The 12892-nt window shown below is 60.4% G+C and carries 13 protein-coding genes; 9 read left to right on the top strand and 4 right to left on the bottom strand.

From position 1 onward, the window contains the following. Positions 1-261: 261 nt before the first annotated feature. From AB4N74_RS04120 to hemN, 7 genes are all read left to right on the top strand, one after another. On the top strand, positions 262-579 hold the full coding sequence (locus AB4N74_RS04120) for a hypothetical protein (protein ID WP_460098351.1): 318 nt from the start codon (positions 262-264) through the stop codon (positions 577-579). Further along, positions 579-1994, top strand: a complete 1416-nt coding sequence (gene ccoG, locus AB4N74_RS04115) for a cytochrome c oxidase accessory protein CcoG (RefSeq protein ID WP_093431860.1) — start codon at positions 579-581, stop codon at positions 1992-1994. The genes AB4N74_RS04120 and ccoG overlap by 1 nt, the downstream gene beginning before the upstream one ends. An 11-nt stretch (positions 1995-2005) precedes the next feature. Beyond that, complete coding sequence (locus AB4N74_RS04110; RefSeq protein WP_093431857.1) at positions 2006-2545, top strand: FixH family protein; 540 nt, start codon at positions 2006-2008, stop codon at positions 2543-2545. Between the two features lie 212 nt (positions 2546-2757). Further along, positions 2758-5208, top strand: a complete 2451-nt coding sequence (locus AB4N74_RS04105) for a heavy metal translocating P-type ATPase (protein WP_093431854.1) — start codon at positions 2758-2760, stop codon at positions 5206-5208. A gap of 24 nt (positions 5209-5232) precedes the next feature. Next, complete coding sequence (gene ccoS / locus AB4N74_RS04100) at positions 5233-5445, top strand: cbb3-type cytochrome oxidase assembly protein CcoS (RefSeq protein ID WP_093431851.1); 213 nt, start codon at positions 5233-5235, stop codon at positions 5443-5445. Beyond that, entirely contained in the window at positions 5438-6121 is a 684-nt protein-coding gene (locus AB4N74_RS04095; RefSeq protein ID WP_064116888.1) for a sulfite exporter TauE/SafE family protein, read from the top strand. Before ccoS ends, AB4N74_RS04095 begins: the two co-directional genes overlap by 8 nt. Before the next feature lie 200 nt (positions 6122-6321). Further along, positions 6322-7704 carry an oxygen-independent coproporphyrinogen III oxidase gene (gene hemN, locus AB4N74_RS04090; RefSeq protein ID WP_460098347.1) on the top strand — a complete coding sequence of 461 codons (1383 nt, stop codon included), beginning with the start codon at positions 6322-6324 and terminating at the stop codon, positions 7702-7704. Here the strand turns inward: hemN and AB4N74_RS04085 are convergent. Continuing rightward, on the bottom strand, positions 7701-8183 hold the full coding sequence (locus AB4N74_RS04085) for a hypothetical protein (RefSeq protein WP_093431846.1): 483 nt from the start codon (positions 8181-8183) through the stop codon (positions 7701-7703). The two genes, hemN and AB4N74_RS04085, sit on opposite strands and share 4 nt — an antisense overlap. Before the next feature lie 154 nt (positions 8184-8337). On the opposite strand from AB4N74_RS04085, the gene fnr reads away from it, so the two are divergent. Both fnr and AB4N74_RS04075 read left to right on the top strand, forming a co-directional pair. Next, a complete protein-coding gene (gene fnr / locus AB4N74_RS04080; RefSeq protein ID WP_007918332.1) occupies positions 8338-9072 on the top strand; it encodes a fumarate/nitrate reduction transcriptional regulator Fnr in 735 nt (244 codons plus the stop codon). 78 nt (positions 9073-9150) lie between these two features. Then, positions 9151-9699 carry an adenine phosphoribosyltransferase gene (locus AB4N74_RS04075; RefSeq protein WP_034152844.1) on the top strand — a complete coding sequence of 183 codons (549 nt, stop codon included), beginning with the start codon at positions 9151-9153 and terminating at the stop codon, positions 9697-9699. Between the two features lie 109 nt (positions 9700-9808). Here the strand turns inward: AB4N74_RS04075 and AB4N74_RS04070 are convergent, their stop codons facing one another. The 3 genes from AB4N74_RS04070 to AB4N74_RS04060 all read right to left on the bottom strand — a co-directional run bounded on the left by AB4N74_RS04070 (position 9809) and on the right by AB4N74_RS04060 (position 12853). Beyond that, positions 9809-10957: an acyl-CoA dehydrogenase family protein gene (locus tag AB4N74_RS04070; protein WP_460098344.1), complete on the bottom strand. Its 1149-nt coding sequence runs from the start codon at positions 10955-10957 to the stop codon at positions 9809-9811. Between the two features lie 192 nt (positions 10958-11149). After that, complete coding sequence (recR, locus tag AB4N74_RS04065; RefSeq protein WP_460098342.1) at positions 11150-11752, bottom strand: recombination mediator RecR; 603 nt, start codon at positions 11750-11752, stop codon at positions 11150-11152. 66 nt (positions 11753-11818) lie between these two features. Further along, complete coding sequence (locus tag AB4N74_RS04060; RefSeq protein ID WP_194934562.1) at positions 11819-12853, bottom strand: NADP-dependent oxidoreductase; 1035 nt, start codon at positions 12851-12853, stop codon at positions 11819-11821. Between the last annotated feature and the right edge of the window lie 39 nt (positions 12854-12892).

Here is a 12892-nt window from a genome sequence, read left to right as displayed (position 1 = left end):
TCCGTTTAAATTAATCAATCAGGCGCAAACTTTTCGCGCAAACAGAACTTATTCGAAAAAACAGAAAACTTCAAAGCACTCACAAAGAACAATCAATTGGATTTATTTCAGAGACACTAGCCGCACAAGTTTAATAACCTGCAGAGCACTGAAAATAAACATGACAAGTTCCATTCAACGTGGCGTGGCCCACGCAAAACCACATTCAAAGTTTTCTTTCAGGCCAGACACGCGTCGAGTTGTGCAAAGGAAACCCTGAACGTGACGCCATTCGTGCGTGCGTCCAATCTGACCAGGCTTTTTTATGAAACACGCAATGACCGCAGCGGCGGACTGTTCTCCCGTGGAAACAATGAATTAGCCCTCAAGCCAAAACCGTCCATACTCAACAAGTCAATTGACCTGCATCATGCTTTGCTGCATTCGCTACACCATTCAGGTTTTTTACCCAACGCGACCAAAGGTCGCACCCTTGATCCAGAGCGACCGGCGTATCATTGCGCCACTGCAACACCCCTTTCTGACCTGGGTTGGCACGTATCGACCGAGGCATTTTTCCACTGCCGTGGGATGCAATGATGAGCAACCAGATTCCGGTACACGACGTCACACCACCGAGCAAAAACGCGAACAACAGCGTTGACCTTTACGCCTCTCGAGAAAAAATCTACACCCGCGCGTTCACCGGCCTGTTCCGCAATCTGCGGATGATGGGCGGTGCGGCATTGTTCCTGCTGTATTTCGGTACGGTGTGGCTGAACTGGGGCGGTCATCAGGCCGTGTGGTGGAACCTGCCGGAGCGCAAGTTCTTCATCTTCGGCGCCACTTTCTGGCCACAGGATTTCATTCTGCTCTCGGGCCTGTTGATCATTGCCGCGTTCGGCCTGTTCTTCATTACCGTGTACGCCGGCCGGGTCTGGTGCGGCTACACCTGTCCGCAAAGTGTGTGGACGTGGATTTTCATGTGGTGCGAGAAGGTCACCGAAGGCGACCGCAATCAGCGCATCAAGCTCGACAAGACGCCGATGAGCACCAACAAATTCGCGCGCAAATTCGCCAAACACGCGCTGTGGCTGTTGATCGGTTTTGTCACCGGCATGACCTTCGTTGGCTACTTCTCGCCGATCCGTGAACTGGTCTTCGAATTCTTCACCGGCCAGGCCGATGGCTGGTCGTATTTCTGGGTCGGTTTCTTCACCCTCGCCACTTACGGCAACGCCGGTTGGCTGCGTGAGCAGGTGTGCATTTACATGTGCCCGTACGCACGCTTCCAGAGCGTGATGTTCGACAAGGACACGCTGATTGTTTCCTACGACCCGCGTCGCGGTGAAAGCCGTGGCCCGCGCAAGAAAGGCGTCGATTACAAGGCCCAGGGGCTGGGCGATTGCATCGATTGCACCATGTGCGTTCAGGTGTGCCCGACCGGCATCGACATCCGCGACGGCCTGCAGATCGAGTGCATTGGCTGCGCGGCCTGCATCGACGCCTGCGACAGCATCATGGACAAGATGGATTACCCGCGCGGGCTGATCAGCTACACCACCGAACACAACCTGTCCGGGCAGAAAACCCATAAACTGCGGCCACGCCTGATCGGCTATGCCGTAGTGTTGCTGGCGATGATCAGCCTGTTGGTCACTGCATTCGTGATGCGCTCGCTGGTCGGCTTCGACGTTAGCAAGGACCGCGTGCTGTACCGCGAAAACGCCGAAGGCCGGATCGAAAACGTCTACAGCCTGAAGATCATGAACAAGGATCAGCGCGACCACACTTACGTGCTGGAAGCCGCGGGCCTGCCCGACCTGCGCCTGCAAGGCAAACGCGAGATCAAAGTCGCGGCCGGCGATATCGTCAGCATGCCGGTCGAGTTGTCGAGCGCACCGGAGCAACTGCCATCGAGCACCAACGAGGTGAAATTCATCCTCAAGGATGCCGATGACGACAGCGTCCACGTTGAAGCCAAGAGCCGATTCATCGGCCCACAAATCCGTTGAGAGAACTGAACATGCCCGCAGCAAACGCCGCAAGTCCCTGGTACAAGCACCTTTGGCCATGGATCATCATCGGGATTCTGGCCTGTTCGGTGACCCTGACCCTGTCCATGGTGACCATTGCGGTGAACAACCCGGACAACCTGGTCAACGACAACTACTACGAGGCCGGCAAAGGCATCAACCGTTCGCTGGACCGTGAACTGTTGGCACAGACTCTGAAAATGCGCGCCGCTGTGCATCTGGATGACGTGACCGGTGAAGTTGATTTGCGCTTGAGCGGTGACAGTCAGCCAAAGACCCTGGAGCTGAACCTGATTTCACCGACGCAGCCGGAGAAGGATCGCAAGATTGTCCTGACCCGCAGCGAGACTGAAACCGGGCGTTACATCGGTCAATTGGGTGACAAAGTTGAAGGTCGCCGGTTTGTCGAGTTGCTGGGCAGTCAGGATGATCACGTCTGGCGGATGTTCGAGGAAGAATTGGTTAACCATGACAAGGATTTGTTGCTGGGTGACGAGCCGCTGCAAGGTGCCGAAGACTTGAAGAAGTAAACAACTTCAAAAGCCCCCTCACCCTAGCCCTCTCCCCCTGGAGAGGGAACTGATCTCGAGCGTTTGCACGTTTTGTGTATGACAGTGAAGATCCAGTCGACTGAACCAGTTTTTCCGGCTCACACCGATCGGCTCCCTCTCCCTCCGGGAGAGGGCTGGGGTGAGGGCAAGCGGACAACCCCAATGCAAGGGCTTAACCCCTCAACGATGCCATGACCACCCCACTCCCCTGCTATCACTGCGCCCTGCCGGTCCCGTCCGGCAGCCGCTTCACTGCCGTCGTACTCGGGCAATCCCGCGAATTCTGCTGCCCGGGCTGTCAGGCCGTGGCCGAAGCCATCGTCGCCGGCGGCCTGGAAAGCTATTACCAACACCGCAGCGAAGCCTCGGCCAACCCCGAAGCATTGCCGGTGCAATTGGTCGATGAGCTGGCCCTGTACGACCGCGCCGATGTGCAGCAACCCTTCGTCCGCCATGAAGGCGAACTGGCTGAAACCACCCTGTTGATGGAAGGCATCAGTTGTGCCGCCTGCGGCTGGCTGATCGAAAAACACCTGCGCACGCTGCCCGCCGTGGCCGAAGCGCGGCTGAACCTGTCCAACCATCGCCTGCATGTGCGCTGGGCCGACGCGCAATTACCGCTGAGCCAAGTACTCGCCGAACTGCGCCACATCGGCTACGCCGCCCACCCGTATCAGGCCGATCGCGCCAGCGAACAACTGGCCAGCGAAAACCGCCTGGCCCTGCGTCAGCTCGGCGTCGCCGGGCTGCTGTGGTTCCAGGCGATGATGGCGACCATGGCCACCTGGCCGGAATTCAACATCGACCTCAGCCCCGAGCTGCACACGATCCTGCGCTGGGTCGCGCTGTTCCTGACCACACCGATCGTGTTCTACAGCTGCGCGCCGTTCTTCAAAGGCGCGATGCGCGATCTGCGCACACGCCACCTGACCATGGATGTCTCGGTGTCGCTGGCGATCGGCAGTGCCTACATTGCCGGGATCTGGACCTCGATCACCGGGGTCGGCGAGTTGTATTTCGACGCGGTGGGGATGTTTGCACTGTTCCTGCTCGCCGGCCGCTATCTCGAACGCCGTGCCCGCGAACGCACCGCTGCCGCCACCGCGCAATTGGTCAATCTGTTGCCTGCCTCCTGCCTGCGCCTTGATGCAGCCGGCCAGAGCGAACGCATCCTGCTCAGCGAACTGCGCCTCGGCGAGCGGATTCTGGTGCAGGCCGGCTCGATTCTGCCGGCGGACGGCAAGATCATCGACGGCCAATCGAGCATCGACGAATCGCTGCTCACCGGCGAATACCTGCCGCAACCGCGTACCCTCGGCGACACGGTCACTGCCGGCACGCTGAATGTCGAAGGCGCGTTGACCGTGGAAGTTCAGGCGCTGGGCCAAGACACGCGCCTGTCGGCCATCGTCCGTCTGCTCGACCGCGCCCAGGCGGAAAAACCGCGACTGGCGGAAATCGCCGACCGCGCCGCGCAATGGTTTTTGCTGTTATCACTGATTGCCGCCGCGGCCATCGGCCTGCTCTGGTGGGAGCTGGATTCATCGCGCGCATTCTGGATCGTCCTCGCCATGCTCGTTGCGACCTGCCCGTGCGCGCTGTCGCTGGCCACACCGACCGCGCTCACCGCAGCCACCGGGACATTGCACAAACTCGGTTTGCTGCTGACCCGTGGTCACGTGCTGGAAGGCTTGAATCAAATCGACACGGTGATCTTCGACAAGACCGGCACCCTCACCGAAGGCCGACTGGTGCTGCGCTCGATTCGCCCGCTCGGCGCGCGCGACAGCGATGAATGCCTGAGCCTTGCCGCCGCACTGGAAAACCGTTCGGAACACCCGATTGCCCGTGCCTTTGGCCGTGCGCCGCTGGCCGCTGAAGAAGTTCACAGCACGCCGGGGCTTGGCCTCGAAGGCTTGGTGGGCGGACAGCGTTTGCGCATCGGTCAGGCAGAATTTGTCTGCGCCCTCAGCGGTGCGAACGTGCCCGCCATGCCGAATGAGGCCGGCCAATGGTTGCTGCTCGGCGACACTCAAGGGCCGCTGGCGTGGTTCGTTCTCGACGACCGCTTGCGTGATGACGCCCCCGCGCTGCTCGCCGCGTGCAAGGCGCGCGGCTGGCGTACGCTGTTGTTGTCCGGCGACAGCTCGCCAATGGTCGCCAGTGTGGCAGCGGAATTGGGCATTGATGAAGCTCGTGGCGGTTTGCGTCCGGACGACAAACTGCAGGTCCTGCAACAGCTGCACCGGGAAGGTCGCAAAGTGCTGATGCTCGGCGATGGCGTCAATGACGTGCCGGTACTCGCCGCGGCCGACATCAGCGTGGCCATGGGTTCGGCCACCGATCTGGCGAAAACCAGTGCCGATGCGGTGTTGCTGTCCAACCGCCTCGACGCCTTGATCCAAGCCTTCACGCTCGCGCGGCGGACCCGTCGGGTCATCATCGAGAACCTGCTGTGGGCGGCGCTGTACAATGGCCTCATGTTGCCGTTCGCCGCCCTCGGCTGGATCACTCCGGTGTGGGCCGCCGTCGGCATGTCGATCAGTTCGTTGACCGTGGTGCTCAATGCCCTGCGCCTGACTCGTCTGCCGAGTCCGCCGCCCGCCAGCACCCGATCGCACACCCGCCCGCTGCCGGCCTGAGCCGCGCGGGCACCTGGAGTACAGATGCCAGCTCTCTACGTGATGATCCCGGCCGCCCTGCTGATCGTGGCCATCGCCGTTTACATCTTTTTCTGGGCGGTGGACAGCGGTCAGTACGACGACCTCGACGGACCGGCGCACAGCATCCTGTTCGATGATCAGGATCCGAACCACACCGCCGCCGTGGACGAAGCCAACCCCGACAAACCGGACGACAAGGCCCCACCTCATGCTTGAACTGGCGCCGCTGTTGGTATCGGCATTGATCCTCGGCCTGCTCGGTGGCGGTCATTGCCTGGGCATGTGCGGCGGTTTGATGGGCGCGCTGACCCTGGCGATTCCCAAGGAACAGCGCAGCCGGCGTTTCCGCTTGTTGCTGGCGTATAACCTGGGCCGAATCCTCAGTTATGCCACGGCGGGCTTGCTGATCGGGCTGGCGGGATGGGCGGTGGCGAACAGTCCAGCCGCATTGTTCATGCGTGTGCTGGCCGGGTTGTTGCTGATCGCCATGGGTTTGTATCTGGCCGGATGGTGGAGTGGGCTGACGCGCATTGAAAGTTTGGGGCGCGGGCTGTGGCGTTACATTCAACCGGTGGCCAACCGCTTGCTGCCGGTGTCGAGTGTGCCGCGCGCGTTACTACTTGGCGCGTTGTGGGGCTGGCTGCCGTGCGGACTGGTTTACAGCACATTGCTGTGGTCGGCGAGTCAGGGCAATGCGCTGGACAGTGCGTTGTTGATGCTCGCGTTCGGCCTCGGCACCTGGCCGGTTTTGCTGGCGACGGGGCTTGCGGCGGAACGCGTGACTGCCATTTTGCGCAAACGCAGCGTGCGCATGGCGGGTGGACTGCTGGTGATCCTGTTCGGGATCTGGACATTACCCGGCCCACATCAGCATTGGCTCATGGGCCATTAGATCGGCGGCGCGGCCTTCGCGAGCAGGCTCGCTCCCACAGGGGATTTGTGTTGCACCACCGATCCAATGTGGCAGCGAGCCTGCTCGCGAAGAGGCCCGCACTAACACCACACTTCTCCCCGTTGATGCAAATCAAAAGCCCCATCGCCGCCGCCCTATAGACTCGCCCACACTGCCAGCCTATCCGGGGGAATGCCCGCATGCTCGACGCCATTCGTTGGGACTCTGATCTGATCCGCCGCTACGACTTGGCGGGGCCGCGCTACACCTCGTATCCGACGGCCGTGCAATTTCACAGTCAGGTCGGCACCTTCGACCTGTTTCATGCCCTGCGCGACAGCCGCAAGGCCCTGCGCCCGTTGTCGTTGTATGTGCATGTGCCGTTCTGCGCGAACATTTGCTACTACTGCGCCTGCAACAAAGTCATCACCAAGGATCGTGGTCGCGCCCTGCCCTACCTGCAGCGGCTGGAGCAGGAAATCCAGTTGATCGCCTGCCACCTCGACCCGGCGCAGAAGGTCGAACAACTGCACTTCGGTGGCGGCACGCCGACCTTTCTCAGCCACGACGAACTGCGTCAGTTGATGGCGCACCTGCGCAAGCATTTCAATTTACTGGATGACGACTCCGGTGATTACGGCATCGAGATCGACCCGCGTGAAGCCGACTGGTCGACCATGGGCCTGCTGCGCGAACTGGGTTTCAACCGGGTCAGCATCGGCCTGCAAGACCTTGATCCAGCGGTGCAGCGCGCGGTCAATCGCCTGCAAAGTCTGGAAGAAACCCGCGCGGTGATCGATGCTGCGCGTACTCTGCAATTTCGCTCGATCAATATCGATTTGATCTACGGCTTGCCCAAACAGACCCCGGAAAATTTCGCCCGCACCGTTGAAGAAGTCATCAGCCTGCAACCGGACCGGCTCTCGGTGTTCAACTATGCGCACCTGCCCGAGCGTTTCATGCCGCAGCGACGGATCAACGGCAATGAGTTACCGGCGCCCGCGCAGAAGCTGGAAATGCTTGAGCGCACCATCGAGCAGCTCACCGCCGCCGGCTATCGCTACATCGGCATGGATCACTTCGCCCTGCCCGATGACGAGCTGGCGATTGCTCAGGAAGAACAAACCCTGCAACGCAACTTCCAGGGTTACACCACTCATGGCCACTGCGATCTGATTGGTCTGGGGGTTTCCGCGATCAGCCAGATCGGCGATCTGTACTGCCAGAACAGCAGCGATCTCAACGAGTACCAGAACACCCTCGCCGCCGCACAACTGGCGACCAGCCGGGGCCTGGTGTGTAACGCCGATGATCGCTTGCGCCGAGCGGTGATTCAGCAACTGATCTGCAATTTCAGCCTGGAGTTCGCCGAGATCGAGCAGCAGTTCAACATCGATTTTCAGGGCTATTTCGGCGCGCTGTGGCCGCAGTTGCAGGGTATGGCCAGTGATGGCCTGATCGCGCTGGATCGCGAGCGGATCGCCGTTTTGCCGGCGGGTCGTCTGCTGGTGCGCTCGGTGTGCATGGTGTTCGATGCCTACCTGGAACAGCAGAACCGTCAGCGTTTTTCGCGGGTGATCTAGTTTTTCGTCAGCAACGAACCGACGCTCAGGTTCTGATCCGCGGTCAACCCGGACTGCCCGACCACTTTGGACAAAGCCAGATTGGCCGTGATCAGGCCGGTATTCAACGCGGCGATAGCGCCTCGCAGCGCGGCAGCCTTGATGATCTTTTCTTCGTTGGAAAGGCGCTTGTCGGCCATGACCGCTTCGATGAGTGCCTTTTTCTCGGCAATCTGTTTTTGCAGTTTGCGGATCATCTTCAGCAATTGCTGGATGTTCTCTGGCAAGCCACTGTTCTCGATGTCGCTGTTTTCGCCACCGATACTGGCGGCCTTTTCGATCGATGCGCCGGACAGCGACACTTTGACGCCCTCGACCAAGGTCGGGGTTGCCTCTTCGGGCGAGCCTGGATCGCGTGCATTGCCGGACGCAGCTTTAAACGCTTCCGGCGTTGCCGCAACGTCGCTGCTAGCGGGGCCCAGCGTACCAATGGCGGCCATCGAATCGTTCCTTGTATGCACTTTGATACCTGTTTATCGGCTGCTGGCCCTGTGGCTTTATGGCTGTAGGGCAAAGTCGCCCCAGACTGGCCTGAATGTCCTCCCGTGAGTTACCCTTACGGCTTATGTGTGTTTTCCCACAAGGATCCAAGAAATGTCCGAGCCAGTTAAACTGCGCGCTCACAACCAGGCCCATTGCAAGGATTGCAGCCTGGCCCCTCTCTGCCTGCCACTTTCTCTGAATCTGGAAGACATGGATGCGCTGGACGAAATCGTTAAACGCGGCCGCCCGCTGAAAAAGGGCGAGTTCCTGTTCCGCCAGGGCGACACGTTCGATTCCGTTTATGCAGTACGCTCCGGCGCCCTGAAGACCTTCAGCCTCAGCGACAGCGGCGAAGAGCAGTTGACGGGTTTCCACCTGCCGAGCGAACTGGTCGGCCTGTCCGGCATGGACACCGAGAAACACCCGGTCTCCGCCCAAGCACTGGAAACCACTTCGGTCTGCGAAATCCCTTTTGAACGTCTCGACGAACTGGCCCTGCAACTGCCGCAGCTACGCCGCCAGTTGATGCGCGTCATGAGCCGGGAAATTCGCGACGACCAGCAAATGATGTTGCTGCTGTCGAAAAAAACCGCCGACGAGCGCATCGCTACCTTCCTGGTCAACCTCTCGGCCCGCTTCCGCGCTCGCGGATTTTCGGCCAACCAGTTCCGTCTGAGCATGTCGCGCAATGAAATCGGTAACTACCTCGGTCTGGCGGTGGAAACCGTGTCGCGGGTCTTCACCCGTTTTCAGCAGAACGAACTGATCGCCGCCGAGGGTAAAGAGATTCACATCCTCGACCCGATCCAGCTCTGCGCGCTGGCCGGTGGCTCGATCGAAGGCTGATCTCGATCCGCGGTTGAGCGAAGCGTTTCAGCCGCGGGTATACTGCGCCGTTTGCAGCCCTGCCAGGACACCTCGACGATGGTCTTCGACTCCTTCGACATCAAATCGCTTATCCGCCCTGTGATCGACTTCCCGAAACCGGGCGTGATCTTTCGCGACATCACCCCGCTGTTTCAGTCGCCGACGGCTCTGCGCCTGGTGATGGACAGTTTCGCCCACCGCTACGTCGAAGCTGATTTCACCCACATTGGCGCGATGGATGCCCGTGGCTTCCTGATCGGCTCGGTGTTGGCCTATCAGTTGAACAAGCCGCTGGTGCTGTTCCGCAAGCAAGGCAAACTGCCGGCGGACGTACTGGCCGAAGGTTACGCAACCGAGTACGGCGAAGCGTTCCTGGAAGTGCACGCCGACAGCCTGTGTGAAGGCGATTCGGTGGTGATGTTCGATGATTTGATTGCCACGGGCGGGACGTTGATCGCCGCCGCGAACCTGATTCGCCGCATGGGCGCACGGGTGCATGAGGCGGCGGCGATTATTGATTTGCCGGAGCTGGGTGGTTCGCAGCGTCTTGAGGACATGGGCATTCCTAGCTTCTGCCTGACGCAGTTTGCGTTGACCGATAAATAAGTAGCGCCTGTCAGACCGCTTTCGCGAGCAGGCTCGCTCCCACATTGGAATGCATTCTCCTGTGGGAGCGAGCCTGCTCGCGAAGGCGTCGGTCGCCTCAACGCAAAACCTATAGCCCCATCTGCTTGCTAATGATCTCGTTCATCACTTCCCGCGTCCCGCCGCCAATCGACAGAATGCGGTTATCCCGATACAGCCGCTCCACCAGACTTTCGCGCATATAACCCAGCCCACCAAGAATCTGCACTGCCTCGGTGGTGATCCGGTCCGAGGTGTCCGTGGCAAAGTTCTTCGCCATGGAAATTTCCTTGATCACACTCTGTCCCGCCGCCATCTTCGCCGCTTGCCGGTAAGTAAATTCGCGTGCGACTTCGAGCGCAGTCGCCATTTCGGCGAGGCGATGCTTGATCACCTGAAATTTGCCGATCGGCTTGCCAAACGCTTCGCGCTCGCGCGCCCACTTCAGGCTTTGCTCCAGTGCAAGCTGTGAGGTCATGTTGGCCATCAGCGCCAACGCCAGCCGTTCGCTCTGGAAATTGCCCATGATGCAGGCGAAGCCCATGTTCTCGGCGCCGATCAGGTTTCCTGCAGGCACGCGGCAATCGTCGAAGAACAACTCAGCCGTATCCGACGCCCACCAGCCCATTTTTTTCAACTGACGGCCAACGGTGAAGCCCGGCGTACCCTTCTCGATCAGCAGCAGACTGATGCCGCCAAACCCCGGCGCACCGGTGCGTACCGCGACGGTGTAGAAATCGGCGCGCACGCCACTGGTGATAAAGGTTTTGCTGCCGCTGACGCGATAGGCATCGCCGTCACGCACCGCGCGGGTTTGCAGGTTGGCGACGTCGGAGCCGCCGCCGGGTTCGGTGACGGCCAGGGCACTGATCTTTTCGCCGCTGAGCACTTGCGGCACAACGTGATCACGCACCTCGGGACGGGCCCATTTGACGATCGGTGGCAGGCCGATATCCAGCGATCCCAGCCCCGCTACCAGGCCGCCAGAGCCGCAGCGCATCAACTCCTCACTGGCGGCGACCTTGGCGAACAGATCGCCTGCATGGCTGCCTCCCAGCGCTTCCGGATAACCGATGCCGAGGATGCCTGCCGCGCCAGCCTTCAGGTACAGCTCACGGGGAAAGCTTTCGGCTTCTTCCCACTGATCGATGTCCGGCAGGATCTCGCGTTCGACGAAACGTCTGACGCTGTCGCGGACCAATTGGTGGCTGGGGTCGAAGTATTCCTGAAAGGCAGGCATGGGCGAGCTCCACGGAAAGGTTCGCCGAACTTAACCGAGCGCTTGCTTGGTTTTCAACTCAATTGTGTGAATCAGCCAAACCGAGTCACCCCATTCGCGAGCAAGCTCGCTCCCACAGGGGATTTGTGAATGACACAAAACCAATGTGGGAGCGAGCTTGCTCGCGAAGGCGTCAGCTCAGACACTGCAAATTCAGAGAGAAATCGGTTTACGCCCGGCAAACGAATGCGCCAGCGTGCCGCCATCGACCAGTTCCAGTTCACCACCCAACGGCACGCCGTGGGCAATCCGCGAGGCGATCAGGCCTTTGTTGCTCAACAGCTGAGCAATGTAATGCGCCGTCGCCTCACCTTCCACGGTCGGGTTGGTCGCGAGGATGACTTCGGTAAACGTGCCCGCCTCTTCGATCCGCATCATCAACTGCGGAATGCCGATCGCCTCAGGCCCCAGGCCATCGAGCGGCGACAAATGCCCCTTGAGCACAAAGTAGCGGCCACGGAAACCGGTCTGCTCGACCGCATACACATCCATCGGCCCTTCCACCACGCACAGCAACGTATCGTCACGGCGGGTATCGGCGCATTGCGGGCACAGATCGTCTTCGGTCAGCGTGCGGCACTGACGGCAGTGACCGACCCCTTCCATGGCCTGGCTGAGGGCCTGGGCCAGGCGCAAGCCGCCGCTGCGGTCACGCTCAAGCATCTGCAACGCCATGCGCTGAGCGGTTTTCTGCCCCACGCCCGGCAAAGTGCGCAAGGCGTCGATCAGTTGGCGAATCAAAGGGCTGAAGCTCATGGGTAAAAAGTCCGACAAAACAACGAGACGCGGTTTATACCCGCGCCTCTGGCCAGCGTCAAATACTCAGTCCTGGGCGACCTTCACCACCAGTTTGCCGAAGTTGCGCCCTTCCAGCAGACCGATAAACGCCTCGGGCGCCTGCTCAAGGCCTTCGACCACGTCCTCGCGGAATTTCACCTTGCCATCGCGTACCCACGGCACCATGTGGCTGATGAACTCCGGCTGACGATCACCGTAATCGTCGAACACGATGAAGCCCTGAATGCGCACGCGTTTGGTCAGCAGCGTGCGTTGCAGCATCGGCAGGCGATCCGGGCCTTTTGGCGCTTCGGAGGCGTTGTAACCAGCGATCAGTCCGCACAACGGAATGCGCGCCTTGGGATTGAGCAGCGGCACCACGGCATCGAATACATGACCACCGACGTTCTCGTAATAGATGTCGATGCCGTTGGGGCAGGCCTTGGCCAGTTGCTCGGCGAAGTCGGCGGCTTTGTGATCGATGCAGGCATCGAAACCCAGCTCTTCGACCACGTACTTGCACTTCTCGGCACCGCCGGCCACGCCGACCGAGCGCAGGCCTTTGATCTTTGCCACCTGGCCGACTACCGAGCCGACCGCGCCGGACGCAGCCGCCACCACCAGCGTTTCGCCTTCTTTCGGCTGACCGATGTCCATCAGCCCCATGTACGCGGTCATGCCGGGCATGCCCAACACACCCAGCGCCATCGACGGGCTCGGCAACCCGGCAGGGATCGGGATGATGTCACGGCCATCGCTGATGCTGTGGCTCTGCCAACCGGTCGCGCCGACCACCAGATCACCTTTATGGAATTTCGGATGACGTGAATCCTCGACACGGCTGACCGCGCCGCCGGTCATCACTTCACCGATTTGTACCGGCGCGGCGTAGGACGGTGCGTCGCTCATGCGCCCGCGCATGTAGGGATCGAGGGACAGGTACAGGGTTTTCAACAATACCTGACCGTCCTGCAGATCCGGCAAGGCTTCGCGTTCGAGGCGGAAGTTTTCCGGGGTCGGCGCGCCAACCGGCCGCGAGGCGAGGACGAAGCGTTGGTTGAGGGTAAGAGAGTCGGACATGTCAGCGTCTCCTGTGAAAGGTTAATTCAGCGGGTATAG

It is taken from the genome of Pseudomonas sp. H3_C08 (assembly GCF_054669455.1).
This window is presented reverse-complemented; position numbering and strand designations above follow the sequence as displayed.

Excerpts from the sequence above, each read along its gene's own strand:
- ccoG (WP_093431860.1), top strand. The coding sequence starts at position 579 with ATGAGCAACCAGATTCCGGTACACGACGTCACACCACCGAGCAAAAAC.
- AB4N74_RS04110 (WP_093431857.1), top strand. The coding sequence starts at position 2,006 with ATGCCCGCAGCAAACGCCGCAAGTCCCTGGTACAAGCACCTTTGGCCA.
- AB4N74_RS04105 (WP_093431854.1), top strand. The coding sequence starts at position 2,758 with ATGACCACCCCACTCCCCTGCTATCACTGCGCCCTGCCGGTCCCGTCC.
- ccoS (WP_093431851.1), top strand. The coding sequence starts at position 5,233 with ATGCCAGCTCTCTACGTGATGATCCCGGCCGCCCTGCTGATCGTGGCC.
- AB4N74_RS04095 (WP_064116888.1), top strand. The coding sequence starts at position 5,438 with ATGCTTGAACTGGCGCCGCTGTTGGTATCGGCATTGATCCTCGGCCTG.
- hemN (WP_460098347.1), top strand. The coding sequence starts at position 6,322 with ATGCTCGACGCCATTCGTTGGGACTCTGATCTGATCCGCCGCTACGAC.
- AB4N74_RS04085 (WP_093431846.1), bottom strand. The coding sequence starts at position 8,183 with ATGGCCGCCATTGGTACGCTGGGCCCCGCTAGCAGCGACGTTGCGGCA.
- fnr (WP_007918332.1), top strand. The coding sequence starts at position 8,338 with ATGTCCGAGCCAGTTAAACTGCGCGCTCACAACCAGGCCCATTGCAAG.
- AB4N74_RS04075 (WP_034152844.1), top strand. The coding sequence starts at position 9,151 with ATGGTCTTCGACTCCTTCGACATCAAATCGCTTATCCGCCCTGTGATC.
- AB4N74_RS04070 (WP_460098344.1), bottom strand. The coding sequence starts at position 10,957 with ATGCCTGCCTTTCAGGAATACTTCGACCCCAGCCACCAATTGGTCCGC.
- recR (WP_460098342.1), bottom strand. The coding sequence starts at position 11,752 with ATGAGCTTCAGCCCTTTGATTCGCCAACTGATCGACGCCTTGCGCACT.
- AB4N74_RS04060 (WP_194934562.1), bottom strand. The coding sequence starts at position 12,853 with ATGTCCGACTCTCTTACCCTCAACCAACGCTTCGTCCTCGCCTCGCGG.